The sequence below is a fragment of the Syntrophothermus sp. genome (assembly GCF_013314835.1).
Lineage (GTDB): Bacteria > Bacillota > Syntrophomonadia > Syntrophomonadales > Syntrophothermaceae > Syntrophothermus > Syntrophothermus lipocalidus.
Window position 1 is genome coordinate 1 of record NZ_JABUEX010000001.1, and the last position, 24920, is coordinate 24920.

Sequence of the window (24920 nt, forward strand, 5' to 3'; positions counted from 1 at the left end):
TCCCTTTCCTCCTGCAGCTATGTTTGTTTTGCTCTTCATAGCTTACAGGAAAGGTCGGTTGGGGTGGTCAACTTTTTCGTGGTCATTTTCTGCTCTGGTGGTCAACTTTTACGTTATCAAAAACAAGCATCGAAGCAGCGGTTGAGGGAGACAAAGCTCTCACTGTTGCTTGTGATGAGTCTACCTTGTGGCGTTGGCGCAGGTGGTTCAAGGAAACCGCCATTTACCTTATAGGGTGCATGTATGCAATTGCCGCCCGTTACGGGATAGAATCTGTGGAAGGCAGGTCCGACCTTTCCCGGTCCGTGCTCGAAAGGATCCGGCAGTTGGTAGGGGAAGCTCCCGGCTGGCTGGCCAGAATTGTCCGTCCGGTAGTAAACTCTAATCTTTGGGTACATACCCGTTTTGCATTCTGTCCTCGGGAGCTATAGAGTAGACTCATGCTGAATCAAACCATAGCAAGGAGTGATTCAGCATGAAAGACAAAAAGAAAGCAGAAGAGATTGCAATCCAGAGAATGCAGCTTTTATCCCCGCTTCTAGCGGAAGACCTCGATGCTGCTAAAGCCAGGCAATTGAAAGCCCGGATCTGTGAACAGGCTTAAGGCGTTACCTCTCCCAGTACCGGAAGGAAGGTTTTGACGGTTTAAAACCCAAAGGCAAGGGAGAAGGGAACTCAAAAGAGGCCATTCCAGCCCACATATTGGAGCAGGCCATCCTTTTAAGGCGCGAGGTGCCTAAGCGGAGCGTAACTCAGATTATTCAGATTCTGGAGTGGGAAGGACTGGTTGAACCCGGGCAGAAACGTTGATACTGCCCTCTCTGTACGAAGGCTTCGGCTTTCCGCCTCTTGAAGCTATGGCCTGCGGGACGCCAGTGGTGGTCTCGAAGGTGGCATCGCTGCCGGAAGTGGTGGGTGATGCCGGGGTTTACGTGGACCCGTATGATGTTGAGGACATTGCACGAGGGATTTACACGGTCCTTTCAGATTCCAAGCTGCGCGCAGAGCTGCGCCAGAGGGGGCTGGAGAGGGCGAAGCTTTTCTCATGGGAGAAGACGGCTGAAGAGACGCTGGCTGTGTTTGAAGAGGTGCTAAGCGAGAGGAGAAGGGGAAGATGAAGCTGGCCCTGGTGCACGACTGGGTGGTGGCTATCGGAGGGGCTGAGAGGTGTCTTGAGGTTTTTCACGAGCTTTGGCCCGAAGCGCCGCTATTTACTCTTGTATGCTCTGAGGCCAGCGTAGAAAAGCTTGGGTTTTCTAGAAACCAGGAGCACACTTCTTTCATACAAAAGCTGCGGAAAGCTGAGGAAAAGTACAGGTCATACCTGCCCTTTTTCCCTTTGGCTATCGAGCAGTTTGACTTATCGGGTTATAATGTCAGTCTTTCTAGCTCCCATTGTGCGGCCAAGGGGGTTATCACTCGTGCTGACCAGGTTCACATTTGCTACTGTCATACCCCGGTGCGATACGCATGGGATCTAACGCACCAGTATTTGCGAGAGAATAACCTGGAGCGGGGTATCAAGGCGACGGTGGCCCGTGCGGTGCTGCATTACATTAGGATGTGGGACGTGCAAACTGCCAACCGGGTGGATAAGTTTTTAGCCAATTCGCGCTATACGGCCAAGCGGATTTGGCGGGCGTATCGGAGAGAGGCAGATGTAGTTTACCCTCAGGTTGACATATCCCGGTTTGAGGTGGTCGAAGATAAAGAAAACTACTTCCTTTTTTTATCCCGCTTAGTACCGTATAAAAAAGCCGACTTGGTAGTTGAGGCTTTCACCGAGATGGGCCTGCCGTTGGTGGTGGCGGGCGACGGGCCGCAGATGCCGGAGCTTAAAAGGATTGCAGGAAAGAATGTTGAGCTTTTGGGGTACCAGACCGACGAGCGGGTTGTTGAGCTTGTTTCCCGAGCCAGGGCCTTGATATTTGCAGCGGACGAGGATTTCGGGATCGTGCCGGTTGAGGCCCAGGCTGCGGGGACCCCGGTTATAGCCTATGGCAAGGATGGGGTACGAGAAACGGTGATTTCTGCTAAAGAAGCCGGGTTCGACAGGGCTACCGGAGTTTTCTTTCACCAACAGAAAGTGAGCTCTCTAACAGCGGCCGTAAACGAGTTCTTGCGACTCGAGGACAGGTTTGACCGGGCCGTCATAAGAAAAAACGCGGAGCGATTTTCAAGGGATAGGTTCAAAGACGAGATCAAAGCCAAAGTGATGGAGGCCGCGGTCGAGCGAATCTGAGGCTCTCCTAGTGACGGGGGTTCGTAGATGACATGCTTATATACGCCAATCGAAAGACAAACTCGGAAAGCGCTGAGGAGCCCAGAAGGGAAAGCTTCGGCATCGTGATTTATGTGTGCCAGCTTGCCAAGTAGCTGAGAGATTGGTCTATCTGGGGCTGTGGTGATGATTCAAAAGCCAGGGAGCGTCCTTGAAACGTTCGTTGCAAGACCGCTCCCCGAGGCTTTATCCGTTAGCCTGAGCTTTATGGCCTTGCAGGCCGGTTCGGGCCGGATACCCGGCGCTAGGCGCCGAGCTTGTGGCGAAAGCCTGTAGGGTCTTTTCTTGGATTAGGCGAGGGGGCGCCTAATCCCAGTGTTTTTCCAGGCCTTGGCACACGAATTCGAGTCGTTCCATGATAGCGTCCACGACTTCGACAACTCGAGCCCGAAGGTTGCTTTTCTTGCTTTGGGGCTGGAGTGACTTGACGAGCTGGGTGCCGCAGTCCCAGCTCTTTATAGCGGTGGTGCGGGTGCAGGAAAGATCAACAGCAGTGCCGTTGGTCAGGACCAGGCGGCAGCGGTTGTAGGGAGCGGGGTGGATACCGGAGATGTAATTCAGGTCGACGTAGCCGTACACGGGATCGTGTTCCGCTCGGGGCTGCCGCATCTTAAGGGGAATGAATACCCGCTCAGGTGATAGGTAAAAAGGGAGAGCGAGTTGCTTGCCGAGGAGTTTCTTGACCGCAGTTTTCTGAGCTCTGGGGTCGATCTGATAGCAGCGGAAGAGGGCTGTGAGGACGGACCTCACGTCGCGCGCGTCTCGCAGTGTTTGACCGTCAGCGGTAATTACCTCCGTAGCTTTCCCGGTTTCTGTGTAAACCGGCTTGATCACTACGGCAACGGCAGAGAGGCGTTCGATGCGGTTCCAGTCGTTCATAGCGGAAGAGCGTACCTCCTTTGCGGTAATGGGTCGGCCCGGAGCCGGGCAGCAGGTGAACCCCTGCGGGGTGATGATGCGTTTGGTGGTGGTTGTCCCGGATTGGGCGGCCGTGTGATATAAAAGTGTTGCGCCTGCGAAAGATGAACCAAAGTATAGCTGCAAAGAATTGCTACCGAGATATAAGTTAACACATTATTGTCTTTGACGCAAGTATAATTTCATGAAAAAGGAATGAATGTGACGCCGAGAGGTAGGATTAGTTTTAGGCAGCTTTCGACATAAAGTGACGAACAGTGGCGGAAGAAGGCGAATTTTCACAGGAGGAACGGGGCACCTTGTCGTGGAATAGCGAAAAGAGATGACGGCAGTCGGTTTTGCGGCAAGATTAGCTGCAGGACCTGCGGGAAGAAGGAGGAATCGACAATGCGCAAGGAGTGCCGTACTACGAGCATCGTTAACTGGAAAGGAGGGGTGGGCAAGACCACCATCGCCTATCACCTAGGAACGGGGCTGGAGATGCTGGAACCGGAGTTCCGCGAAGAGCACCTGGGATCGGCAGAGGCGCCCCGCGTGCTTCTGGTAGACAACGACGCCCAGTGCAACCTGAGCATCGCGTGCCTGGGTGCGGGGGAGTTCGAGAAGATGCTGGCCCGGGGAAGTAAAACAGTGGCTGATCTCTATGCCGCCTTCTTGAGCGGTGACAGCCCAGCGGCCAAGGTTCAAGAATATATCCTGCGGGGAGCGGTCAGGAGAGACGCTGCGCGCAAGTTTGAGAAGGTGGACCTTTTGCCGGGACACCCGGACCTGGTGTTTACGGACTTGAATTTTACAGTGTATTCCCGCCCGGATTTCAAGGAGAGCATGTCGGGCCCTCCGATGTACAAGTTCCGGGTGCTTGACCGGATACTGAGTCAGGTGCGCGGCGAATACGATTTCATCTTCATCGACTGCCCGCCGAGCATGCACTTCGTCACCCAGAATGCCGTTTACGCCAGCGATTTCTACCTCATTCCGGCTCTTCCCGACTGGTTTTCGGCGTACGGGCTGCACTCCATAGTGGCTAAGGTGCAGGAATTCAACCGGATGTGGGAGCTGGCAGAGAACGGCTGTTACCGGGCGACTGAACTGGCGGGCATCATCATGAATCAGGTTGTGGAGAGGAAGAAACGGCCGATAAGCTCCCAGGCTGCCATTTACGAGGGGTTAAAGGAGCGGTACCAAGACTCCGTGTTCTATACTTACCTCACTGCTGGTGACGCGATTCCCCGGGCCCTGCACGAAGCACGCCCGGTTTATTCCCTGGCCAGGTCGGGCGGAACGGCTGCCAAGCAGGCGCGGCTGCTGCGGCGTATCCTGGTGGAATTCCTGGCCCGGATCTCGGAGTGAGCGGCTATGACGGTGGACAGGCTGCTTGAGGTTATCGACACGCTGCGCCCGGTTTTGGAGCGGTACCGCGGGTGTTCAATACAGGAAATGATTGCCGATATGGCCTCGCGTTTAGCCCTGCCGTGGGAAGATGCCGGCGGTATCGGTCTGAACGGTGCTATGAAAACGCCTGGCGAGGAAGTTGACGGGAAACATTCGCGCGCTGGGAAGGGAGCTGAGAAGGGAGAAAGGGCTCGGGCAGGGGCCGGCGGTGAGCGAAAGAAACGTGCGGACGGGAAGAAAACGGGCAGGAATGGGTCGCCGAGCCGGAAGAAGATGGCTATGGGCGACCTGGAGGCTACGTTGGCGGAACTAGAGCACATGGATTTGAGCCGGATGGAAGAGTACCTGGATGCTTTTTTTCGCAAGGACCTGGATAACCTGGCGCGCCGGTTAAGCATAAGGGGTCTCAGTAAGCGGAATGGGGAAGACGTTAAGAGCGCTATCGTGCGTCATTTCGAGGAGAAGCGGCTCCCGGACGAGATCGCCAGGCGGCTTCCGGCCGACGACGAGGCCTTTATGGAAGAGATGCGCAAGAAGTACGGGTTTTAGCCTGGCGGGGACGGGTTTGGACAGCACAGTTTATATCGCACAGTACAATTCGCACATTATTTATTGACATATTCGCACTATCTGAATATACTACAAATGCGAAACTATACCCGAACCAGAAAGGAGGGGTTGCTTTGATTATCACCGCTACAGAACTGAAAACCAATATCGGCAAATACCTTCGGCTCGCGGAAACAGAAGATATAATCATCACTAAAAACAACAAACCGATTGTTAAGCTGACCAGCTTACGCGAAGACAAACTCGATATTCTCAATGACCTTGTGGGCATCGTTAAAGACGATGGCTACACGCTGGATGATGCCAGAAAGGACAGGTTATCCCGGCAATGAGGTTACTCATCGATACCAATGTCGTACTTGATGTCTTGATGCACCGCAAGGAATTCTTTGACGCGTCTTATGAGGTGCTGAAACTGTCCGCCCTCAATAAGGCCGAGATATTGATTACAGCTAACACTATTACCGATATCTACTATATCTTTCAGCGTTCCAATAAAGACCACGCAAAATCCAAGGAAGCCATTGTTAAGTTGCTAAAGCTGGTTTCCATTGCCGATGTCCTTGCATCCGATGTTATGAACGCTTTATCCAGTAAGATAACAGATTTCGAAGATGCTTTGGTCGGAGCCATTGCTAAAAGAGTAAAAGCCGACTACATCGTCACCCGCAATACCAAGGACTTCCATAATTCTCCGGTACCTGCTATCGATCCCCAAAACTTTCTTGTACAGGTAAACCGCGGGAACGGTTCTTGTGGTTGATTTGGTGCTGTTGAAGGACCGTATATCTCCCTTCAGCGCTGATAACAGGTGATTATCTTTTGCTAGGTGGTTATTATTAGGTGGTTATTATCAGTTGTTTACACAGCCAGCGAATATTGTTTCTGTGGTGTTAGTTGATCGGTAGCCAGGACCTGAAGGAACAGAACTAACCTCGACGTACGAAAACAGTGCGGTGTATAATGAGTTTGAGGTGAATTAGTATGATGCCTGCGAGAGAAGTTCCCCGCGAAGGCAGGTAGTTGTATTTACTCGTCATGGTAGAAAACCGTATCAATCAAGCCAGGACACGGATGACGTGGCTACGAGCGTAGCAGTTGATCACAGCTTCTCAACGAAAGAGTTAATATCTCGGACAAAATTGAGGAGATCATCGAGTTCCTTATCTGCGATTTCGTACACCCTTTCTGCGGATATCTCCTGATAACCGTGGACTACCCGGTTACGAAAACCGATCATCGAGGAATAAATTACTTCATTGTCTTGGGAAAGAATTCCCCGGTCCACCAGACAATGCACAGCATCCCGTGCATCTTTTGGAGCGTACCCGTAAACCTTTGCCGCCACATGATAAGAGACGTCTATTATCGCTTCTACCGAGGTTTGTAGAGAATACTTTAGACCTCTTATTAGCCAGAGATCGGCTAGAATCTCTTCCTTCGATTTTCGCTTCAGCAGCTCTCTTATGCTGGCTACCTGTTCCAGCATGTAACTGCTTTTCTGCCGTATACGTTCGATGTCTAATCCCACAAGAGGGCACCTTCCTTTTGTTTTGTGGGAAAGGAGTCTATTTCTTCCATTATTTCGTCTAAGGCTTGTCGGTAGCGCGGGTAAACATCTGGGTAGTGCCTAGATACGTATTCCAGTACATCCGTGATGCGTTCTCTGTCGCGACAGTAGATAAGCCTGCCGCTTTTGATAACCTCGAAACAGAAGATGATGTTGTGAGGATTGAGAACAACAATATCAAAAGGGTGACCGTCTAAAGGGGTAAGTGCTAGGGCGATTTCGGCTTCTAACCGGTCTGCTTCAAAACTGTCCGGATTGATGCCGGGTTCTAAAACAAGTCCCACGTCGATGTCGCTCTCTGGCCGGCACAATTCTAAGGCAGAGCCAAACAAATATGCACCCGCTACCTGAGGAAAGTTTTCTAGGGCCGTGCGAACTTTTGCAATCACGGAATCCAAGTCAATTCTAACCAGTTGCGACATTCCGCTTTCCCTCCCCCCTCGCGCTCGCGCAGGCTTTCTTTATGGTCTGTGACAGAACGTTTACCCCCTTTACCCAGTTATTGTCATCAAAATTATAACACATGACTGCGACGAAAACATTTTTTGCATTTGATAACGTTGACCACTGAAGTGAAAAATGGTAACCCAAAAGTTGACCATCCCCTCCCAACCGAGGTGATCAACTTTTTGATTGGCGACGACATTGATAAAGCTTATCTAGCACTTCGTACATAATTTTATGGCTCGATAGCATTTATGAACAAAGTGGCCCGTGCCAAACGTTTATTACTCGACAGCGACGTAATAATCTAGTAGGGGCTAGCGTTGTTTGGTTTTTTTCGGTTAGGCTTGTATGCCTGTCGGGGTAGTCAGAGCAGAAGTAAACCAGAAAAACCGTCCCCCTGATTTAGGTATATGGACTTAGCTATTGACTTAGTCCATATACGCGTCTAAAATGAAACCGGGGTGAGAAAATGCCGAGAGAAGTCAATGTGCATGAAGCCAAAACGCATTTTTCAAAACTCCTCGCTCTGGTTAAAGAGGGGGAAGAAATAATAATCGCCAAAGCGGGCAAGCCGGTTGCGCGTCTGGTTCCCTTTGCGGAACAGCCGCGCAAAAGGGTTCCCGGAACAGCCAAGGGCAAGATAGTAGTGGCCCCAGATTTTGAGGAACCACTTCCGGAGTCCATTCAGGAGCTGTTTGAGAGATGAGAGCGCTTCTTGATACCCATGCTTTCTTATGGTGGATAACGGATGATCCTAAACTATCTCGCCGGGCAAGAGAAATAATCGAAGAAGGAAAGAACGTGGTCTTTTTCAGTGCTGCTAGCGGTTGGGAAATGGCGATCAAGGCCGGGTTAGGCAAATTAATAATTCCGGGAGACGTGAGGGCTTTTGTTATGGAGCAGCTGGCCGTAAATGGTGTTAGTCCTCTGCCTGTTGACTTGATCCACGCTCTTCACGTTTTTACTCTGCCTCTTATTCACCGGGATCCCTTTGATCGTCTGCTCATCGCCCAGGCCCAGATTGAGAATCTCCCTATCCTGACGGCAGACCCTCAGATTAGCCGTTATGACGTGGAGGTTATTTGGTAAACCAGGGGGACGGTTCCTGCGGTTTATTTTTGCTATATTCAGAATTTGCTTGGTCTGCACCCCCCCCCAATGGGAGTGAGGTGGAGGCTCACTATGAAGTCGATCGCCCCTTCGTCGAAGGCAATTTTGCCTTTCTTCTGCTTCGTTGCATAGGAGTCTGTGTCCTCCAGTATTCTCTCCGGTACCTGCTATCGATCCCCAAGACTTCTCAAACCATCTGGCAAAAAAAACTTTCTTGGCCCACTGGGCAAGATAGTCGTTCCTGCGCTCCGACTCCCGTTTAACCCAATCAACACTGCAGAGCAGACCATTGCTGGCGAAAATAGGGCCGAGATCTATTCCTACGACCGCCATTTTGACAGGTTACTGGAAATCAAGAGGATTGAGCCTTAAAACAGGGGCGCATGTTTCTGGTACCGGTCCAGGTGAACCGGGACCCGGCGGCTACCCAGGCCTTGAAGCGGTTGACGGGGTCTCAAGGATAACGGGTTTGGCAATGAAAAAGTAATGGTATTCTGTTGTCATAACCACTTACTGAGTTTATAATGGCTTTGGAAAAGAACTGAATGGAGGGGATAGGGTGGAACAGGTTATAGTACGAGTTTCCAGTAAGCGGCAAATAACCCTTCCTGCTGCAATTTACAAAAGGCTTGGCATACAGCCGGGACAAAAGCTGTTATTAGAAGTTCAAGGGGACAAGATAATTCTTTCACCAAAAACCACGAGCTACACAGAACTGCTAGCGGGTTCTGTGAAGAACGTCTACGGTAGAACTGCAAAAGAAGTCGACGCATACGTCAGAAAGGAACGGGAAACATGGGACAGGACGCATTCATGAACAAAGTGGTCCGTGCCAAACGTTTATTACTCGACACCAACGTTATAATCTATTTTTTGCAGGGTATCAGCCCTTACGATGTTCTCTTACATCCTTTATTCATCCTTATTGAAGAGGGGAGACTGCGAGCTGTCATTTCTGCGATTACGGAGGCCGAACTCTTGGTTGGACCGCTTAAGAAGAACGACAGCGAAGCCTTAGCCAAGGTACAGCTGTTGCTCAATGAGTTTCCGGGGCTGAAAGTCATGCCGGTTTCGCGTCAGATAAGCCAGATGGGTGCCTCGATCAGAGCTGAAACTGATTTACCCCTACCCGATGCACTCATCATCGCAACGGCCCAGGCAGATGGATGCGATGCAATTATTGGAAACGACAGGTCCTGGTCCAGGATTCATGCACCGGAAGTAATCCTTCTCGGTGATTACACGTAAACCACGGGGACGGTTCCTGTGGTTTATTTTTAACTGGGGGTTGAGTTGCTGCTCTGCTAGGCTTGTGTGCCTGTCGAGGTAGTCAGGGCAGAAGTAAACCAGTTGTCCGGGGATAAACTGTGACCACATAAATTGCCGTATTCAGGCCTTTCCACATCTAGTCAAAATCGCATGATTGGGTGAATGTGGCATTACCCGGGCAACACCTTTTTCAAAACTCCTGGCTCTGGTTAATGACCTTGCCGGCATCGTTAAAGACGATGGCTACACGCTGGATGATGCCAGAAAGGACAGGTTATTTGCGGCATTCACTCCAGCCATATTATCTCGAAGCCTAGTTTACGGCTAGCTTGTTCGATTTCCGGGTCGCCAGTCACCAGCAGGCCTTTGTGTATCTGGGCTGCCGCGATGGCAAAGCCGTCGGCATAGGCCAGCCGGTTTTGGGCTTTTATCGCCGCGGCCGCCAGGGTGAGTCGCGCGTCGGCGGGCAGCAGTTCGACCGGCCATGCCTGAACCAACTCGATTACCTCAGCGGCTTTGTCTTTCCCATACTCCCGCCACACGCGGTAGTAGACCTCGCCGAGATTCACCCAGGTGATATAGATTTTGGCTCTCCCCTTCTGGGCCTCCTTCAATATCGCTTCGACTTCTTGGGCTCCCGGTTCATTCTGGAGGTAGCAGAGAACCGCATAAGAATCTAATATATAGCATTTCGGGCTGTTCTTCATTACCTGTCCTCCAGGCCTATTTCCTCTTCTCTGTGCCGTTTTTGGGCTTCTCTCAACGGGGTCTTAGAACGCAAAATCCCGCGGGATCCCGTTACAGGGTCACTTGCTACCGGAGTTATTACCAGTTGCCCGTCTCTTTCCGTTATCAGAGCTCTGCCAGGCGCCTGCAGCCCGTGTTTCCGGCGAAACTCGGCCGGAATGACTACCTGCCCTTTGGCGGTGATTCTCACAATCGGCATTTTTCACACCTCCACACGCGCGGTAATACTCCTGTCTAAATTGTAGCACTAGACTTGGGTAAGTGCAACCGTAAGCACCGGACGGTCGTAGAGTTGCATGATATTTGTCAAGTGAAATCGAGTTAAGTCCGTATGTACAAACTGGAGTTAAAAAAACTTGACTGGCGGGAGTACATCCATAGCGATAATCCGGTAGCGGCAGCGCTGTTAAGCAAGATGGGCTTCAGGCCGGATGAAAGGGTCCGCGTAAAGCTAGAATTCCTGCGCATGCTGGCCCGGATGAAGCTGGACCCGGCGCAGATGGAGCTGTTGGCCGCTTTTTTCGAAACCTACCTGAAGCTGAACCGCGAGGAAGAAGAACAACTGGCAAAATCTCTTTTAGCCTTGTCATAAAACTGGTGTTGTCTGTTGACCCAATTCATAACCTCACCGTAACATTCCACGATATCCTTGTCGGCAGTCGAGTCAAACCATCTGGCAAAAACTTTCTTGGCCCACTGGGCAAGATAGTCGTTCCCGCGCTCCACCTCCCGTTTAACCCAATCAACACTGCAGAGCAGACCATTGCTGGCGAAAATAGGGCCTTAGCTTTTGTTCTGGGCTTTACACCCGAGCTAAGGAGCTTTACAATCAATCTAAAGTAAAGAATGAGGGTGAGGTCCATGTCAGTTGTAAAGATTTCGAAAAAGGGACAGGTAACTATTCCGGCCGAGATAAGAAAAGTTCTGGGAGCAGCTCCGGGGACCCGCCTGCGCTTTGTCGTGCAGGGGGACTCGGTGCAGGTGGTAAAGGCTGATGAAGGAATAGCTGCTTTAAGAGGTAGTGTGAAGGTGTCCGAAGCACAAGATTTTTTGGCAGTAAGGCAGCAGGTTATGGAGGAGGTAGCGAGGGAGGTTGCGGGCGAAGGCGAGGACGATTGATGCCAACGTTATACTGAGATTTCTCCTCAATGACAACCCCAGTCAGGCCGAGCGCTGCTCTCAACTGCTGCAGAGGGTCGAAAGCGGGGCCGAACAGGTATTTTTGCCCGACTTGGTTATGGCCGAAGTGGTGTGGACGCTTGAAAAGTTTTACCGCCAGCCCAAGGCGAGGATAAGGGAGCTGTTGTTGCCGATATTGCTGCTTCGGGGCATGCGGCTTTCGAGCAAGTCCGTGGCAAGGAAGGCGCTAGATTGGTACGTGGAAAAAAACATAGACTGGACAGATGCTTTTGTTGCTGCCAAAATGGCGAGTGGAAATAGGGTCGAGATCTATTCCTACGACCGCCATTTTGACAGGTTACTGGAAATCAAGAGGATTGAGCCTTAAAACAGGGGCGCATGTTTCTGGTCCCGGTTCAGGTGAACCGGGACCCGGAGGCTACCCAGGCCTTGAAGCGGTTGGCGGGGCCTTTTATACTGCGGCGGTTGACGACTGACCAAAGTGTCATCGCCGACCTGCCCGATAAAATGGAGATCAAGGTTTTCTGCCCCCTCACCCGGGAGCAGGCTTCTCTCTACGCGGCGGTGGTGCGGGAGATTGAGGAGGCGGTGGATCGAACAGAGGGGATTGAACGGAAGGGGCTGATCCTGGCCGCTCTGTCAAAGCTAAAACGGGTCTGCAATCACCCCGCCCACTTTCTCAAGGATAACTCGGCCCTGCCGGTTCCGAAAGGTGCCGTCCCATTGGGGGAGGAACCTCGTCCATCGGCAGATGCGCCTCGGCTGGTCCTGCCGGCAGATCCCGACGCTTTTTGGCAGGGCCAAGGGATACCCGACATGCCGGACCCGGTAGACGGGGGATCTGCCTTGAATATACTATGCGTCTTTTTTGAGCATGGCGTGACCAGGCCTGGCCAGATGCATCTTGTGGTTCTGCTCAGGCGAGGTAGAGGGGATGATCACTGATCTGCCCCCTTATCCCTACCCTTGCAGCTTCCTCCCGCCTGATGGTTTCTTTCTGTAGCAACGCACGTATTTTGGCCGCCGCAGGGTCAGCCAGATACCTGGGGCCCAGCTCTTTATAAGCCAGTTCGTAGGCGATCTTGAGGATGCCGCGTTGCCAGTCCCAAAGATTGAAACATATCTTTTGTTCGATCAAGGGGTGTTCTGTAATAACTTCCCGGCGTCCAATCTGTACCGGAGTGTAGCCGTTCCCTACCTTAGCATGGCCGGAAGCGATTGATGATAAGATTAAGAGTGTTATTCCAGAACTTCATAATAAAGACAAACTTAGCTACTGGCGCCGTGTCCTGCGGATGGCCGCCTTGTGTCATGATATGGGACACCTTCCATTTTCCCACGCTGCCGTACGCAAAGCAGGGACGAATCGCAGTTGTTAGGGACAATGCGCAAAGTATATGGGTACTACCACACGCGGCCAACAACTCCCGATATTACGTACCTTGAATTGGCTGCTGAGCAAACGATGGAAGAAAGTGTAGAGGGAAGAATATTTTTTGCGGGACAAAAAGCCGCAGAAGTTGAAGGTTATATCGCAGTATAACCCCCGTCTACAACCAGGTTATGACCGTTAACAAATGAGGCCTCATCACTTGCTAAAAATAAGGCGCAAGCGGCAACTTCCTCTGGTTTCCCGTCCCTTTTCAATGGAACACCTTCCACAAATTTGCCTACAATAGGAACGTCTGTCTCGGTCATTTCTGTAACAATAACACCGGGATTGATGGCGTTAACACGGATTCCCGATGGGCCCAATTCGGCAGCTAGTGCTCTTGTAAAATTGGTAATAGCGCCCTTTGAAGTACAGTAAGTTGTGGCACTGGCTGCGCCAGCAATTCCGGCAACACTTGAGATGTTAATAATACTTCCCTTTATTCCCCGTTTAAGCATTTCTTCAGCGGCAAACTTTGCCGCAAAATATGAGCCTTTAACATTAATGTTCATAAGCCTGTCGTATTCTTCTTCGGAAACTTCTGTAATTGGTTTCATCATAAAGATACCCGCATTATTTATCAAGATATCGATACGGTTGAAAGTATCTACAGCTTTTTTGATCAAATTCCTTAAGTCATCAAGTTCTGATACGTCGGTCTTTTGAAAAACCGCTTCTCCACCCTGTTCAATAATCTCCTGATGGGTTGGCTTTCCTCCTTCACGAGGTTCTTCTCTGATATCCCCTATAACTATTCGTGCTCCTTCTTCGGCAAAATACAAAGCAATCTTTCTTCCGATACCCGAACTTGCACCAGTGATTACGGCGACCTTATCTTGTAGTAAAGGCAATTGAAAGACCCCTTCCTATTTATAAGTTTTCCATTTAGTTATCATGCCTTTAAAGTGCTTTTTTATTCATGATTCAGAATTGGTGTTAATTCTCCGCAAGACAACAAAGCCCTTCGGTTTTTGGCTGACATTCCAAAATACCTACTTCTTCCTTGAAGGAGCCAAACCGAAAATCAAAAAGCCATCAACTTCTCTTTTCAGTACGCTGTTGTCATAACCACTTACTGAGTTTATGATGGCTTTGAAAAAGAACTGAATGGAGTAGATAAAGTGGAGCAGGTTATAGTAAGAGTTTCCAGTAAGCGGCAAATAACCTTGCCTGCTGCAATTTACAAAAGGCTTGGCATACAGCCGGGACAAAAACTATTATTAGAAGTTCAAGGGGACAAGATCATTCTTTCGCCAAAAACTACAAGTTATACACAACTGCTTTTAGATATTTTAACGACCGGCGTGGCTTTCACCCTTCTTCTTTACTTTTGATTAATAGTGAAGCAATTGATATCGGATGTAAAGCTGCAGACCCGTTTTTCTACCCTAGCGGGCGGCAGTCATGGTCCTAGGGCTTTTGTTTCCATGTTAACCTTGAAAGCCATGGGGACGCGGCTTGCCGATTAGGCACTACTGCAGGTAGGTCTTTGTGGTAACTACTGGCAGGCTTACGCTCAGCCTGAGGTCGATAGCGACCGATAACATCGACGGACTGCCGTCGGACGATGAAATATCGTGCCGCTTACTCGGGTCGTATCTGCATGATTACCACTGTTGTTTAGTAATCCCACCCAACTACGCGAGCCTGGCTTGCAGGCAGTTAAGGAGTTCTTCAAAAAGGACGGGTGCTTGTGCGGCGAGCACAGTATCCAGGATGGCCAAGTAGGCAACTTCTCTATCGTAAAACGGTTTAATGACATCCCACCTGCGCTTCAGTATATCCAGCTTCTCGCCTAATAAAGAAGCTTGGTTGAGCAGGTTTTGGCCTTCGTGGATAAAAACTGCGGCGGTATCGACAACGTCCCGCACCTTAATGCTGTGGGCACGGTAAAACAGTTTTTTGGTTACGATTTCAACCGGAGTTTCAACCTGGATGCGGTGCCCGCATATGTCTTCGAAAGTGGAGTGGTTAGGTGTGAGGTGGGGGCTCACTATGAAGTCGATCGCTCCTTCATCGAAGGCAACCTTGACGTAGTTGCTGGCCTCTTCGTAGTCCTTATGCCCGCGTAAACCTGGGTTGAGTCGGGGAGTCAGGTAAGGAAGCCACTGGGCATCGGTGATAAATATGTCTATGTCTTTGCTCTCGCGGTGTTTATATCTCAGAGCCAACGCAGTTCCGCCGCCAAAACTCCATTCGTCGGCGCTAAGCCCCGCTTCGTCCAAAATGGCGAGGGCAGTCTTAAAAAGAGTCTGCCACATTGAGCATGTCCTCCAGTTCAGCATTGGGGTAAACGGGTTTCACGTAAGTCTCATAATACTGCCTTATGTCTTGGTTCTTGAGGCCGTATTTTAACTGAAACCTGGTGAACGTGACTGGTGGTACTTCCGTAAACAAATTGAACATCTGCACGATATACTCCTCAGGAAAAGCCAGCTCTTTTACGAGACGGGCAGCGTGCTCCTCGGTAAGATAGTTTTGAGTTTGCGCGTTTATGATGGCTTCCAACAGCGAAGTCTTTTCTTCCACCGTTAAGATGGCCCTCCATTGCTTTGCTCCCATTATAACACAACAAAGAAACCTCACGGACCATGTTGAGAGGATGATGATACCCCTGACTTCCGGATCTATGATTATCCCGGGTAGGATTTCTCGCATTTTTGAGTCCTCATTGTAACCCCAAATCGATCACTACGCCCTGGCGCATATTCTTACCGGGCTCGGACAAGCAGCCACAGTTTCTTACAAAAGGAAAGTATATTCAGGATAACGTAAGCAAAAGCTATCGCAAAATTTCGACAGATATTGGCGAAATATGGAGGAATAAAGCGAATTTACCCAGGAGGATAGGCGATTCTGTCGGCGAATTAGTCAATATGAAGAAACGTGTGCTGCTGAACCGTAGGTAGAGTTCCCGGCGTCGGACAACCTGCGCTCTGGCTGGGAAAGGGAACTAAGGAACCTGGCAGCAGACTGTTTGGCCTCGTTTCTGCCGGAAAAAAGGCGGCCCGCCGCAGACGAGAAACCGCCGGTTTCCTTGGGTCTCATTGTTCAGGTAATTGATAACGATATCAGGTCTCGATCAGATCTCGCGGCGATAACCCCAAAATAGTTAAAATATCAAGCGGCTGGAGTCGTCTCTTAAGAAATTGAAAGTTTTTCCCAGGATAGCGACCGATAACATCAACGGCCTGCCGTTGGATGATGAAATATCGTGCCGTGTACTTGGGTCGTATCTGCATGATTACTACTGTTGTTTAGAGCGGGTTTTCATGCACATTGCCCGCAGCTTCGGAGAGGGTATACCGGGCGGGTCGCAGTGGCACAAGGAACTGCTGGAGGAAATGTCCTTGAACATACCGGGAGTCCGGGTGGCGGTGATAAGCAAGCGTACGATGGCCAAACTCAATGAATTAAGGGGATTCAGGCATGTTTTTCGCAATTTGTATGGCTTCAATTTGGATCCGGCCAAGGAGCAAGCGGTTCTTACCAGCTTACCCTCAATATCTGCCGCGGTTAAAAAGGACATTGTCTCCTTTTTCAAGCAGATGGACGAAATCCTTTTACAATGAAAATGACGGGCGGCGTGTAACATTTACCGATATTACCGTTTGGCTTCGTTTGTGGTAAGATGTGTGTCAGGTGAAGAGGGATGGGTACGATTAACAACACAGCAGGAACCGTGGCCAGGGCTGCGGCAGTGATCGTAATATTTACGGGATTATCTAAGATTCTGGGGTTTATTCGGGAGATGGTTTTGGCCTACGGCTTCGGGGCGGGAGCAGCTACCGACGCTTATCTCGTGGCCTTGACCATTCCCGGCATTATTTTTGCTGTCCTGGGAGGGGCATTGGCAGCGGGAGCGGTGCCCCTTTTTACTTCTTTTCGCAGTCGCTGGGGAGAGGATGAAGCCTGGCGGCTGTTTTCGGCTATGATTACCTTTCTTTTGGTGGTTTTGACCGGGTTTACCCTGGTTGGGGAGCCGCTAGCCCGGCAGCTGGTGTGGATCATCACCCCGGGGCTGCCTGAGGAAACGGCGGTTCTTGCTGCTTCGCTGACCAGGATAGTACTGCCCAGCGTAATTTTCCTGGCTTTGGGGAACATATACTACGGACTTCTCAACGCCAACGGGATTTTCGGCCCACCCGCTTTTTCCTCGGTCCTGACCAACGTTTTGGTGATCGGCGGGTTGGTCCTGGGCATGAAGTACGGCATCGTGGCCGCGGCCTGGGGGGTTCTTTCAGGCTATGCGGCCGCTTTTTTGCTGCAGGTCCCGTACATGCGCGGGGTGGGATTCCGCTACCGGCCGGTATGGGACCTGAGACACCCGGGCATGGTCGAGGCCTGGCAGATGCTGGTGCCGGTCTTGATCAGTTCCGGGCTGGGACAGATCTACCTCATAATAGACAGGATACTGGCTTCGGGCCTGCCGGAAGGGAGCATCACGGCCCTGAACTATGCCCAGAAGGTGGCGATGCTTCCCCAGGGGATGCTGGCGGTTCCCCTGGCTACCGCCATTTTTCCGGCCCTGGCGGAGAGGGCGGTGGCGGAGTCGGAGGAGGATTTTGCCCGGGCTTTGACCCGAGGGGTGAGCCTAATTGTCGTCACCACCTTGCCCTTGGCGGTCCTGGTCTTAGTTTTGGCCCGGCCGACGGTGGAGCTACTGTTTATGCGCGGGGCTTTCGACGAGCGGGCGGCGGCCATGACTACCTTGGCCCTGGCTATGTTTGCCATCGGCCTGGTGGGGCAGTGCGTTAATCCGCTCATGACGCGCGGATTCTACGCCCGGCAGGACTCGGTAACGCCTCTGAAGTGCGGGGTGGTGGCCATCGGGCTGAACCTGGTATTAAGCCTTATATTAATTCATCCCTTGAAGCACGCGGGGCTGGCCTTGGCTAATTCGCTGGCGGCTACGTTCAACATCTTCCAGCTGGGCTGGCGGTTGAGTCGGGCGAGTGGCGGTCAAGTGTCGTTTTCGGGCATCGGCCGTGACGTTGGCCTGACGGTCGTGGCCGCCGCTGTTTGTGGCCTTGCCGCCTCGGCCTGTGATGCGGTGCTGGCGGGCATAGTCGGTAAGGGCACGGTAGGGGCTTTCATCCGGGTGACGGTGGCCGGAAGTGCCGGGCTTTTCGTGTTCGGGGTAGCGGCCTGGTTTTTGAGAGTGAGGGAGTTTGTGGCCTTGGTGGACAAGGGCGTGGGGTTACTTCAGCGAAGGCCAAGCACGGGATCGGTGAATTAAGCGGGACATACAGTAAGGCGACGTGTCATGGAATAGGTTGCGGGTGATCTTCGGAGGCTGCGGTCTGTTGATAGGTCATAAGAAGGCATCCTTGATTAAGCAGGCGAAGAGGCGAAGATCATCGATATTATTTCATAAATCCGAAATGTACTCGGCCAGGAGTTTTAGCTTTTCTTCGACAAGCATTTGATCAACCATCGTACTTACCCAACTTTTTAAATAGAGCCGCTTTCTGCAAACGGTAGAAATGCTGCATGTCAAAATACTGGCGGCGGCTCTTTACTTCAAAGTCTACGCGATATCGTTTGTCCTTTTCCATATTTGTACCGTAGTGATGAGTACTCTGCCGTTTGCAAACAGCCGCGCGTAGAAAGGGTATTCAGCGCAGTCATGCGGCGCGGCAGGGGATGGGCTTGCTCAGCTGCCGATTTCCTTCAGTTTCCTTATCGGGAACGGCTTACGGGTGGTGAAGTACTCGGTCTCGGCTGGGGTTAGCTCCAGTCCCAAGTATTCCTTGAGCTGGGCTACGAGATAGCGGATGGCGGGAGCGCGGTTGGCGACCAGCCCGCCCGCCATGGCCGATCCTTCCCAGGCCGGGTTGCTAAGGCCCCAGTCGAGGCGGCTGAATTTTTCCCGGCACAGCTGCTTCCAATCCTGGGGACGCTGCTCGATGGCGGCCCGGATGGCTCCTGCCAACGCCTGCCAGCCCACGCTGTGCATGGCGATGTAGCGGGAGCGGTGTTCGAATGGCATCATCTTTCCCGCTACCACTTTCTCGATCTCGGGCAGCGAAGGAAGCAGGACCTCGTCGAAGACCTGCACCAGCTCACCGGCGGCCCGGGAAACGAGTTCGGGAGGAATATCGGCCATTTCCGAATCGTAGTAGCCGTTGCGGTCTTTGAGGATTTCTTTGCTCATTTCGTAAAGAACTCCTAAAGTGATTATTTTTTTCGATTTTTGGGCTAGGGAATTGTGCTCGAGTTCCACCCGGCTGGCGAGCAGTGACGAGCGATTCATGGCTTCTTTGGCGGCCTGTTCAAATAGACCGCGCCACTCGAAGAGGATGTTCAAGGTTTTGGTAGTAGGTTTCGCGTTGCGGTTGAGGTCGCTGAACAGTTGCTGGGACTTCTTCAGCCCGCGATGGGGGACGAGGATGACCGATATCTTTTCGGCTGCAAGGCCCGGGCTCTCCTTCAGCGCTTCTTTGATGGCTACCAACCGGTGTTGCCCGTCTAAAGTACGCAGTTCCTCGGTGCCGTCCAGGATAACGTAACCCCATTCCCCGTTCACCGGTTCAAAGGTTATTTCGGATTTGGCATGGGCAGGGTATACCACTTCCACGGTGAGAGAGCTGAAGAAATGGTCCGGCACTTGTAGGAGGTAAGGCACTACCTCCCGACGCACGCGGGGCCAGTTGATCTTGCGCTGGGCCCGGAGGTCGGCCGGTATCTCAGCTTCTTGCCGTTTTTCCAGTTCTTCGGAATAGGTTATGTTGCGGGCGGCCTCTCCCAGTCCCCACACGGTGAGGTAGTACTGGATGCCCCCCATTTCTCCCCGCAAAGCCGGAATGCGAAGCATAAACTATCCTCTCTTTCTATCAGAAAGTATTGCAAGAAATATATCTAATGCAAGTATATTTAAAATCAGACCACAAGTCAATCCGACTCGGGGAAGTTACCGGTACCACGGGGGACAATACCGTTCTTAGCTTCTGTTATTGGCAAGACAAAGGTAGCTGTGGGTCGGAAGCGGGGGCTTGTGCGGCCTATGAAGCGCTCATCATGCGGTGGGACAACGTGCCTACGCAAGCCCAGCTTGCAGACACTTAGGGGAATCATTGACAAAGACAAAGGGTCAAACGCACAATGATGACGAACTCAGTTTGAATCCTGGAATAGTAAAAGCTGGACTTTCCGTTTTAGGAAAGGCTCAGGCTTGGGCTAAACACAATCTCAACTCGGCTGGCATGTATCTTCTTCCATGCTACACCCTCTATGTAGTTTGTTCCCAAGACCATTGTAAACCTAGTAAGTGCTTGCAGCAATAACTTACCGACGGGTGAGCATCATGGTCCAAAACAACATCGACGACCTCCGCCTGTTCGCTCACCCTATCAAGGACGCCTTCTTATGACTCATAAAATCCCACCGTTTGGCTCTTTGTCACGATCACGGTGTCTCAAATCCAACCAACCTCACCCCGAGCCGTTAACGCTTCCCAAAAGGACGGGACTACATCGAACGCATTAAGAACGCGACGCCTGAATAAACACGTCGGAATCTAATACGTAACGAGGTTCCCGTGTCATAGTCTCTCTCCCAATTGTAGCGACTCTGCGAATCGTTCAAAGGTTTTCCCGTAAAGCCCTGTTAGCTGGTAAGCATCGTGGTACAGCAATTTCCCTTCTTTAACCGCGGCCACAACTGCCTGCCCGAAATACCGCCCCACCCGCAGGTTCTGATTCGCATAGAAGTTCCCGCCGTCATAGAAAGAGTACCACGGGGACGGTTCTTGCGGTTGATTTTTGCCATACGATACAACTACAACTACAACTAGGGGGACGGTTCTTGTGGTTTATTTTCTATCAAAGAAGTAAACCGCAAGAACCGTCCCTGTGGTTTATGTCCTGGCGCGAAGGGAGCTGTTGGTTGCTTTTTTCGAGAGCTACCTGAAGCTAGACCGCCAGGAAGAAGAACGACTTTACCGGGAGTTGGGCAAAATGGATAAAAAGGAGGTTGATGCCATTATGCAGATAAGCGGGGGAACTGAGTAGGTTTGTTCGGTAAGCGTTCTTGATTATTGCAGTTATAACGGATTTGTAGAACACCAAATGCTTAAGAATGCCGCAGATGATATAATACAAAGTAAAGTATGGATCGATGGCATGGGAAAAAGAGGTGGCAGCGTGGGAGCGATCGAAGTATCGAAAAGTGAAAAAAAACAATATCAGAAGTTGAAGCTTATATCCGAAATAGCTCTGGTAAAGGAACACATAAGGTTTTTCGAGCAAAAATATGGATGCGGCTTTGAAGAATTTGAGGCACGTGTAAAACAAGAAGAAGAACATTATGAAAAATGGGATGATTATCTTGAATGGAAGGCTTACCAGCGCAGCCTAGAAGGGCTTAGAAAAACAATAGGAGAAATTGATGGTGCTCGAGATATTAGAATTACTGAATGAGTCCCAGGCTATGCATTCACACGAGATCCAAGATTTCCGGCAGGGGCCGGATTTCTATTATGTGAGGATTTGTGTTAGTCTACGTAATAATACGATCCTCTCTGTTAGGCAGTATGTGGCGGAGGAGGATTATTCGTACTCCTATCATTGGCAAGACAAAGATGGAGTGCTCATCATGCGGTGGGATAACGCGCCTCATCATAAGGGCATCGAGACATATCCGAACCATAAACATATAGGAGATAGGGTAGTTCCGTCAACCGAGATAACCTTGAAGGACGTCCTATAGACCATTGAGATGTTGATGCGAAGCGATGGCCGACCTTTGAATATGACCCGGGCATGGTTTTGGCGGGCCCATTTTTGCTACGAAGCCGGGGGGACGGTTCCGGCGCCTTATTTTGCCCAGAAGTAAACCAGAAGAACCGTCCCTGTGGTTTAGGTGGTGTTTTTTGATGATCGTACTTCACTTGGGAATAATCGGCGGCAGGATGTATGTTTGGGGGGAAGTGCCGGGGGAGAGCGGGAAGCTGGGGCGCCGCCGGGGCCGAGCCCCGAGAGGCGTTCCACCCCGTTCACCTTTCGACGCGCCGCCGGAACGGCTGCGGGAAGCTTTGCAAATGCTGGGAGTCGAGTTCCGGGGAGGGGAATCCGCCAGCAGGAACCTGGTGGCCTGGCTGCCTTCGATTCCTGAGGGACCTGTAGCTTCGAGTCTCCTGATCTCGGGGTCGGCCGGCAGCGGTGCCGATGCTGAAATAAAGCCCTGGACGGTATCGGCTCTGGAAATGACGGTGCTGGAAGCACAGGATTTGCTGGTCGCTGCCTCGGTGATCTCGGCACCGGTGCGCGGAGTGGTGGTCGGGAGCGATATCGGGTACTGGATACAGGCCTTCAGGGTAGCGGTTTCCCTGGCGGCCCGGGGGCGGTTTCTGCCGGGGATCAAGCCAGAGGGTAGCAGATTTTTCGCCGTCTGGGATCCGGTGTTTGCCGATGAGGACCTGAGGAACTTGAACTGCCTGGCCGGGGGGCTGCCGGGGGCTTGCTTTTGCCTGACGGCAGATGCTGTCCCGCCCCAGAACGGAGCAAAGGCGGCTGTCCATGAATTTATCCGGGTTATGTTGGATGCCATGGCCCGGAGGCAGGCGGCTGTTTTGCACCAATCGTCTGAGAAGAGCGGGCGGCGGAAGAAAACCAACGAGGACGGGGCCCGTCTTCACGACCAGTGGCTCAAGTCTTTGGCTTCGCCCGACGGCTGCCTGGAGGTTGCACCTCATGAAGCAGAGCGTTTGGCCTGGCAGGTGAATGAGTGGCGGCGCAAGATAGATACTCTGGCTACTGCTCCGTTTCGGTTGTGTTTCCGTTTGGAGGAGCCGGATGCCGGTGATGATAATGAGAGCAGTAGTGAACGGACTTCGGCGGCAAGAACCCGTAAGACGAGGAAGGGGGATGAACAGTGGAGGGTCAGCTACCTGCTGCAGGCCCGCGATGACCTCAGCCTGCTGGTTCCAGTAGCCCAGGTTTGGGGGAGCAGAAGGGGCAAAACAAAGCTGTCCCGGGGGATAGATTGGGGTGCGGCGACCGAGTTCTTACTTGCGGCTCTGGGACAGGCGGCTGGTCTGTCGCCGCGCATAGAGGCCAGCCTTCGGAACCCAGCCCCGAGCGGGTTCAGCCTGAACAGCAGCGAGGCTTACGAGTTTCTGACCGTACAGGCACCGCTTTTAAGTCAAGCCGGATTCGGTGTTATGCTCCCGTCCTGGTGGCAGGAAAGGGACGTGACGGCTCGTCTGGCGGTGCGGGGGAAGATAAAGAGTCCGGCTTTCACTTCCGGTTCCCGGCTGGGCCTGGAGCAGGTGATCGCCTTCGAATGGGAGGCGGCTCTGGGGGACGAGGTCATCTCTCGCCAGGAACTGGAAGAATTGGCCCGCCTCAAGTCGCCGCTGGTCAAGCTGAGAGGGCGGTGGGTGGAAGCGGACCCGGTCAAGTTGAAAGAGGCGGTGGAATTCTGGCGGCGCATGGAGGAGAAGGAGCTCACGGTCGGGGATGCGGTGCGCCTGGCTCTGGGCGCAGTCAACTCCCCTCAAAGCCTTCCGCTGGCCGGCCTGAATGCGTCGGGCTGGGTAGGGGAGGTGTTGGCCCGGCTTCAGGGTGATGAACCTTACGAGGAAATCGAACCGCCCCCGGGTCTTAGAGGGAAGCTCCGCCCGTACCAGATACGCGGGTACGCCTGGCTTGAGTTTCTCAGCCGCCTGGGGCTCGGGGCTTGTCTGGCCGACGACATGGGACTGGGGAAGACGGTGCAGACCCTGGCTCTGATTCAGCGCCGGTACGAAGAGGGCATGAGGAGGCCGGTGCTTCTGGTGTGTCCTACCTCGGTTATCGCCAACTGGGAAAAGGAAGCGGCCCGCTTTACTCCTGACCTTGCTGTTCTTGTGCACCACGGGCCGGAGAGGAAGCGGGGAAGCCGTTTCACCAAAGCGGCCGGGAGCCATGCCATGGTCGTTACTAGCTACGCCCTGCTCGCCCGCGAGGGAGATTTGTTTCAACAGGTGGAATGGGACGGTGTGATCCTGGACGAGGCCCAGAACATAAAGAATCCAGAAACCCGACAGGCGCGCGCAGCCAGAGCCTTACCCGCCGGCTTTCGCATCGCTCTGACCGGGACCCCGGTGGAGAACAACGTCGGAGACCTCTGGTCTTTGATGGAGTTCCTGAATCCCGGGTTGCTGGGAAGCCAGGCCCGCTTCAAGCGCACGTTTTTGGTACCTGTCCAGGTGAATCGGGACCCAGAGGCTACCCAGGCTTTGAAGCGGTTGACGGGGCCCTTTATACTGCGGCGGTTGAAGACTGATCGAAACGTCATTTCCGATCTCCCCGATAAAATGGAGGTGAAAGTTTTTTGCCCCTTAACCCGGGAGCAGGCTTCCCTCTACGCGGCGGTGGTACGGGAGATTGAGGAGGCATTGGACCGAGCGGACGGTATTGAGCGGAAAGGGTTGATTCTGGCTGCCCTGTCCAAGCTAAAACAGATCTGCAACCACCCGGCCCACTTTCTCAAGGATAACTCGGACCTGCCTGACCGTTCGGGCAAGCTGATTCGCCTGACCGAGATGGCAGAAGAGATACTGGCAGAGGGGGAAAAGGCGCTCATCTTTACTCAGTTTGCGGAAATGGGAGCCTTGCTGCAGAAATACCTGGTAGAAACGTTTGGCCGACCTGTACTTTTTCTGCACGGAGGAGTGCCCAAAAAGGAGCGCGACCGCATGGTTGAGCTGTTTCAGAGCGAGCGGATGGTGCCGTTTTTCATTCTCACCTTGAAAGCCGGGGGGACCGGGCTTAACCTGACCGGGGCCAATCACGTCTTTCACTTTGACCGCTGGTGGAACCCGGCGGTAGAGAACCAGGCTACCGATCGGGCCTTCCGCATCGGGCAGACACAAAAGGTACAGGTTTACAAATTCATTTGTCAGGGAACCATCGAGGAAAAGATCGATGAACTGATTGAGGGCAAGCTGGAGCTGGCCCAACGGCTGGTAGGGAGCGGGGAAGACTGGCTGACTGAGCTTTCCACCCGCGAGTTGAAGGAATTGATGGCTCTGAGGTCGGGCGCGGTTATTGAATGACAGA

37 protein-coding genes and 1 pseudogene are annotated in these 24920 nt (G+C 52.3%); 26 read left to right on the forward strand and 12 right to left on the reverse strand.

Going from position 1 to position 24920, the window contains the following annotated elements:
- The 5 genes and pseudogenes from HPY90_RS00005 to HPY90_RS00025 form a co-directional block, all read left to right on the forward strand.
- Window positions 1–234 (forward strand): hypothetical protein (locus tag HPY90_RS00005; protein WP_287189708.1); only part of this gene is annotated, 234 nt, incomplete at its 5' end.
- 5 nt (window positions 235–239) lie between these two features.
- Window positions 240–431: a hypothetical protein gene (locus HPY90_RS00010; RefSeq protein ID WP_287189710.1), complete on the forward strand. Its 192-nt coding sequence runs from the start codon at window positions 240–242 to the stop codon at window positions 429–431.
- 44 nt (window positions 432–475) lie between these two features.
- Window positions 476–801, forward strand: a pseudogene (locus HPY90_RS16305) (transposase); the annotation flags it as partial.
- A gap of 5 nt (window positions 802–806) precedes the next feature.
- Window positions 807–1118 (forward strand): glycosyltransferase, encoded by a 312-nt coding sequence (locus tag HPY90_RS00020; protein WP_287189714.1) that lies wholly within the window; start codon window positions 807–809, stop codon window positions 1116–1118.
- Window positions 1115–2242 carry a glycosyltransferase family 4 protein gene (locus HPY90_RS00025; protein WP_287189715.1) on the forward strand — a complete coding sequence of 376 codons (1128 nt, stop codon included), beginning with the start codon at window positions 1115–1117 and terminating at the stop codon, window positions 2240–2242. Before HPY90_RS00020 ends, HPY90_RS00025 begins: the two co-directional genes overlap by 4 nt.
- A gap of 345 nt (window positions 2243–2587) precedes the next feature.
- Here the strand turns inward: HPY90_RS00025 and HPY90_RS00030 are convergent, their stop codons facing one another.
- Window positions 2588–3160: a hypothetical protein gene (locus tag HPY90_RS00030; RefSeq protein ID WP_287189716.1), complete on the reverse strand. Its 573-nt coding sequence runs from the start codon at window positions 3158–3160 to the stop codon at window positions 2588–2590.
- On the opposite strand from HPY90_RS00030, the gene HPY90_RS00035 reads away from it, so the two are divergent.
- The 5 genes from HPY90_RS00035 (at window position 3141) to HPY90_RS00055 (ending at window position 5924) form a co-directional block, all read left to right on the forward strand.
- Window positions 3141–3278, forward strand: coding sequence for a hypothetical protein (locus HPY90_RS00035; protein ID WP_287189717.1), 138 nt, complete (start codon window positions 3141–3143; stop codon window positions 3276–3278). The genes HPY90_RS00030 and HPY90_RS00035 overlap by 20 nt on opposite strands.
- 308 nt (window positions 3279–3586) lie before the next feature.
- Complete coding sequence (locus HPY90_RS00040) at window positions 3587–4549, forward strand: ParA family protein (RefSeq protein ID WP_287189718.1); 963 nt, start codon at window positions 3587–3589, stop codon at window positions 4547–4549.
- Window positions 4550–4555: 6 nt separating this feature from the next.
- On the forward strand, window positions 4556–5140 hold the full coding sequence (locus HPY90_RS00045; RefSeq protein WP_287189719.1) for a hypothetical protein: 585 nt from the start codon (window positions 4556–4558) through the stop codon (window positions 5138–5140).
- Between the two features lie 134 nt (window positions 5141–5274).
- Entirely contained in the window at window positions 5275–5493 is a 219-nt protein-coding gene (locus HPY90_RS00050; protein ID WP_287189721.1) for a type II toxin-antitoxin system Phd/YefM family antitoxin, read from the forward strand.
- Complete coding sequence (locus HPY90_RS00055) at window positions 5490–5924, forward strand: PIN domain-containing protein (RefSeq protein WP_287189722.1); 435 nt, start codon at window positions 5490–5492, stop codon at window positions 5922–5924. Before HPY90_RS00050 ends, HPY90_RS00055 begins: the two co-directional genes overlap by 4 nt.
- 339 nt (window positions 5925–6263) lie before the next feature.
- On the opposite strand, the gene hepT is transcribed toward HPY90_RS00055, so the two are convergent.
- Complete coding sequence (gene hepT, locus HPY90_RS00060; RefSeq protein ID WP_287189724.1) at window positions 6264–6692, reverse strand: type VII toxin-antitoxin system HepT family RNase toxin; 429 nt, start codon at window positions 6690–6692, stop codon at window positions 6264–6266.
- Window positions 6683–7153 (reverse strand): nucleotidyltransferase domain-containing protein, encoded by a 471-nt coding sequence (locus HPY90_RS00065; protein WP_287189726.1) that lies wholly within the window; start codon window positions 7151–7153, stop codon window positions 6683–6685. Before HPY90_RS00065 ends, hepT begins: the two co-directional genes overlap by 10 nt.
- 494 nt (window positions 7154–7647) lie before the next feature.
- Here HPY90_RS00065 and HPY90_RS00070 point away from each other — a divergent pair, with 494 nt between their 5' ends.
- The 4 genes from HPY90_RS00070 (at window position 7648) to HPY90_RS00085 (ending at window position 9536) form a co-directional block, all read left to right on the forward strand.
- Window positions 7648–7884 (forward strand): type II toxin-antitoxin system Phd/YefM family antitoxin, encoded by a 237-nt coding sequence (locus HPY90_RS00070; RefSeq protein ID WP_287189728.1) that lies wholly within the window; start codon window positions 7648–7650, stop codon window positions 7882–7884.
- Window positions 7881–8267, forward strand: coding sequence for a type II toxin-antitoxin system VapC family toxin (locus tag HPY90_RS00075; protein ID WP_287189730.1), 387 nt, complete (start codon window positions 7881–7883; stop codon window positions 8265–8267). Before HPY90_RS00070 ends, HPY90_RS00075 begins: the two co-directional genes overlap by 4 nt.
- A gap of 580 nt (window positions 8268–8847) precedes the next feature.
- The gene (locus tag HPY90_RS00080; protein WP_287189733.1) at window positions 8848–9105 is read left to right on the forward strand and encodes an AbrB/MazE/SpoVT family DNA-binding domain-containing protein; all 258 of its coding nucleotides are present in this window, start codon (window positions 8848–8850) and stop codon (window positions 9103–9105) included.
- Complete coding sequence (locus HPY90_RS00085) at window positions 9102–9536, forward strand: type II toxin-antitoxin system VapC family toxin (protein ID WP_287189735.1); 435 nt, start codon at window positions 9102–9104, stop codon at window positions 9534–9536. The genes HPY90_RS00080 and HPY90_RS00085 overlap by 4 nt, the downstream gene beginning before the upstream one ends.
- Before the next feature lie 308 nt (window positions 9537–9844).
- On the opposite strand, the gene HPY90_RS00090 is transcribed toward HPY90_RS00085, so the two are convergent.
- The gene (locus tag HPY90_RS00090) at window positions 9845–10264 is read right to left on the reverse strand and encodes a type II toxin-antitoxin system VapC family toxin (protein ID WP_287189738.1); all 420 of its coding nucleotides are present in this window, start codon (window positions 10262–10264) and stop codon (window positions 9845–9847) included.
- On the reverse strand, window positions 10264–10503 hold the full coding sequence (locus tag HPY90_RS00095; RefSeq protein ID WP_287189740.1) for an AbrB/MazE/SpoVT family DNA-binding domain-containing protein: 240 nt from the start codon (window positions 10501–10503) through the stop codon (window positions 10264–10266). Before HPY90_RS00095 ends, HPY90_RS00090 begins: the two co-directional genes overlap by 1 nt.
- 132 nt (window positions 10504–10635) lie before the next feature.
- On the opposite strand from HPY90_RS00095, the gene HPY90_RS00100 reads away from it, so the two are divergent.
- Window positions 10636–10896 carry a hypothetical protein gene (locus HPY90_RS00100; protein ID WP_287189742.1) on the forward strand — a complete coding sequence of 87 codons (261 nt, stop codon included), beginning with the start codon at window positions 10636–10638 and terminating at the stop codon, window positions 10894–10896.
- Here the strand turns inward: HPY90_RS00100 and HPY90_RS16050 are convergent.
- A complete protein-coding gene (locus HPY90_RS16050; protein WP_353733624.1) occupies window positions 10833–11030 on the reverse strand; it encodes a DUF4411 family protein in 198 nt (65 codons plus the stop codon). The genes HPY90_RS00100 and HPY90_RS16050 overlap by 64 nt on opposite strands.
- 135 nt (window positions 11031–11165) lie before the next feature.
- Between HPY90_RS16050 and HPY90_RS00105 the strand changes: the two genes are divergently transcribed.
- From HPY90_RS00105 to HPY90_RS00115, 3 genes are read left to right on the forward strand one after another with little or no spacing between them, the layout of a single operon-like run.
- Window positions 11166–11423, forward strand: coding sequence for an AbrB/MazE/SpoVT family DNA-binding domain-containing protein (locus HPY90_RS00105; protein ID WP_013174395.1), 258 nt, complete (start codon window positions 11166–11168; stop codon window positions 11421–11423).
- Window positions 11398–11811 carry a type II toxin-antitoxin system VapC family toxin gene (locus HPY90_RS00110; protein WP_287189748.1) on the forward strand — a complete coding sequence of 138 codons (414 nt, stop codon included), beginning with the start codon at window positions 11398–11400 and terminating at the stop codon, window positions 11809–11811. The genes HPY90_RS00105 and HPY90_RS00110 overlap by 26 nt, the downstream gene beginning before the upstream one ends.
- A gap of 11 nt (window positions 11812–11822) precedes the next feature.
- Window positions 11823–12389, forward strand: a complete 567-nt coding sequence (locus HPY90_RS00115; protein ID WP_287189749.1) for an SNF2-related protein — start codon at window positions 11823–11825, stop codon at window positions 12387–12389.
- Here the strand turns inward: HPY90_RS00115 and HPY90_RS00120 are convergent.
- Together HPY90_RS00120 and HPY90_RS00130 are read right to left on the reverse strand one after the other, a co-directional pair.
- Window positions 12361–12582 (reverse strand): hypothetical protein, encoded by a 222-nt coding sequence (locus HPY90_RS00120; protein WP_287189751.1) that lies wholly within the window; start codon window positions 12580–12582, stop codon window positions 12361–12363. The genes HPY90_RS00115 and HPY90_RS00120 overlap by 29 nt on opposite strands.
- A 389-nt stretch (window positions 12583–12971) precedes the next feature.
- Window positions 12972–13727 (reverse strand): SDR family NAD(P)-dependent oxidoreductase, encoded by a 756-nt coding sequence (locus tag HPY90_RS00130; RefSeq protein WP_287189753.1) that lies wholly within the window; start codon window positions 13725–13727, stop codon window positions 12972–12974.
- Between the two features lie 270 nt (window positions 13728–13997).
- Here HPY90_RS00130 and HPY90_RS00135 point away from each other — a divergent pair, with 270 nt between their 5' ends.
- Window positions 13998–14210, forward strand: a complete 213-nt coding sequence (locus HPY90_RS00135) for an AbrB/MazE/SpoVT family DNA-binding domain-containing protein (protein WP_287189755.1) — start codon at window positions 13998–14000, stop codon at window positions 14208–14210.
- 303 nt (window positions 14211–14513) lie between these two features.
- Here HPY90_RS00135 and HPY90_RS00140 read toward each other — a convergent pair whose 3' ends face one another.
- Together HPY90_RS00140 and HPY90_RS00145 are read right to left on the reverse strand one after the other, a co-directional pair.
- Entirely contained in the window at window positions 14514–15137 is a 624-nt protein-coding gene (locus tag HPY90_RS00140; RefSeq protein ID WP_287189757.1) for a nucleotidyl transferase AbiEii/AbiGii toxin family protein, read from the reverse strand.
- Window positions 15118–15534: a hypothetical protein gene (locus tag HPY90_RS00145; protein ID WP_287189759.1), complete on the reverse strand. Its 417-nt coding sequence runs from the start codon at window positions 15532–15534 to the stop codon at window positions 15118–15120. Before HPY90_RS00145 ends, HPY90_RS00140 begins: the two co-directional genes overlap by 20 nt.
- A 491-nt stretch (window positions 15535–16025) precedes the next feature.
- Between HPY90_RS00145 and HPY90_RS00150 the strand changes: the two genes are divergently transcribed.
- Window positions 16026–16448 (forward strand): ribonuclease toxin HepT-like protein, encoded by a 423-nt coding sequence (locus tag HPY90_RS00150; protein WP_287189761.1) that lies wholly within the window; start codon window positions 16026–16028, stop codon window positions 16446–16448.
- 80 nt (window positions 16449–16528) lie between these two features.
- Entirely contained in the window at window positions 16529–18115 is a 1587-nt protein-coding gene (gene murJ, locus HPY90_RS00155) for a murein biosynthesis integral membrane protein MurJ (RefSeq protein ID WP_287189763.1), read from the forward strand.
- 417 nt (window positions 18116–18532) lie between these two features.
- On the opposite strand, the gene HPY90_RS00160 is transcribed toward murJ, so the two are convergent.
- Window positions 18533–19693 carry a DNA sulfur modification protein DndB gene (locus HPY90_RS00160; protein WP_287189765.1) on the reverse strand — a complete coding sequence of 387 codons (1161 nt, stop codon included), beginning with the start codon at window positions 19691–19693 and terminating at the stop codon, window positions 18533–18535.
- Window positions 19694–20419: 726 nt separating this feature from the next.
- Window positions 20420–20563 (reverse strand): DUF8813 domain-containing protein, encoded by a 144-nt coding sequence (locus HPY90_RS16310; RefSeq protein WP_502707175.1) that lies wholly within the window; start codon window positions 20561–20563, stop codon window positions 20420–20422.
- On the opposite strand from HPY90_RS16310, the gene HPY90_RS00165 reads away from it, so the two are divergent.
- From HPY90_RS00165 to HPY90_RS00180, 5 genes are all read left to right on the forward strand, one after another.
- Window positions 20501–20671, forward strand: coding sequence for a hypothetical protein (locus tag HPY90_RS00165; protein ID WP_287189767.1), 171 nt, complete (start codon window positions 20501–20503; stop codon window positions 20669–20671). The genes HPY90_RS16310 and HPY90_RS00165 overlap by 63 nt on opposite strands.
- Window positions 20672–20729: 58 nt before the next feature.
- On the forward strand, window positions 20730–20888 hold the full coding sequence (locus HPY90_RS00170; RefSeq protein ID WP_287189769.1) for a hypothetical protein: 159 nt from the start codon (window positions 20730–20732) through the stop codon (window positions 20886–20888).
- A 132-nt stretch (window positions 20889–21020) separates the two neighbouring features.
- Window positions 21021–21296: an MJ0235 family protein gene (locus HPY90_RS00175; protein ID WP_287189771.1), complete on the forward strand. Its 276-nt coding sequence runs from the start codon at window positions 21021–21023 to the stop codon at window positions 21294–21296.
- 10 nt (window positions 21297–21306) lie between these two features.
- Window positions 21307–21585 (forward strand): toxin-antitoxin system TumE family protein, encoded by a 279-nt coding sequence (locus tag HPY90_RS16055; protein ID WP_353733625.1) that lies wholly within the window; start codon window positions 21307–21309, stop codon window positions 21583–21585.
- A gap of 166 nt (window positions 21586–21751) precedes the next feature.
- Window positions 21752–24916 carry a DEAD/DEAH box helicase gene (locus HPY90_RS00180; RefSeq protein WP_287190145.1) on the forward strand — a complete coding sequence of 1055 codons (3165 nt, stop codon included), beginning with the start codon at window positions 21752–21754 and terminating at the stop codon, window positions 24914–24916.
- Window positions 24917–24920: the final 4 nt, after the last annotated feature.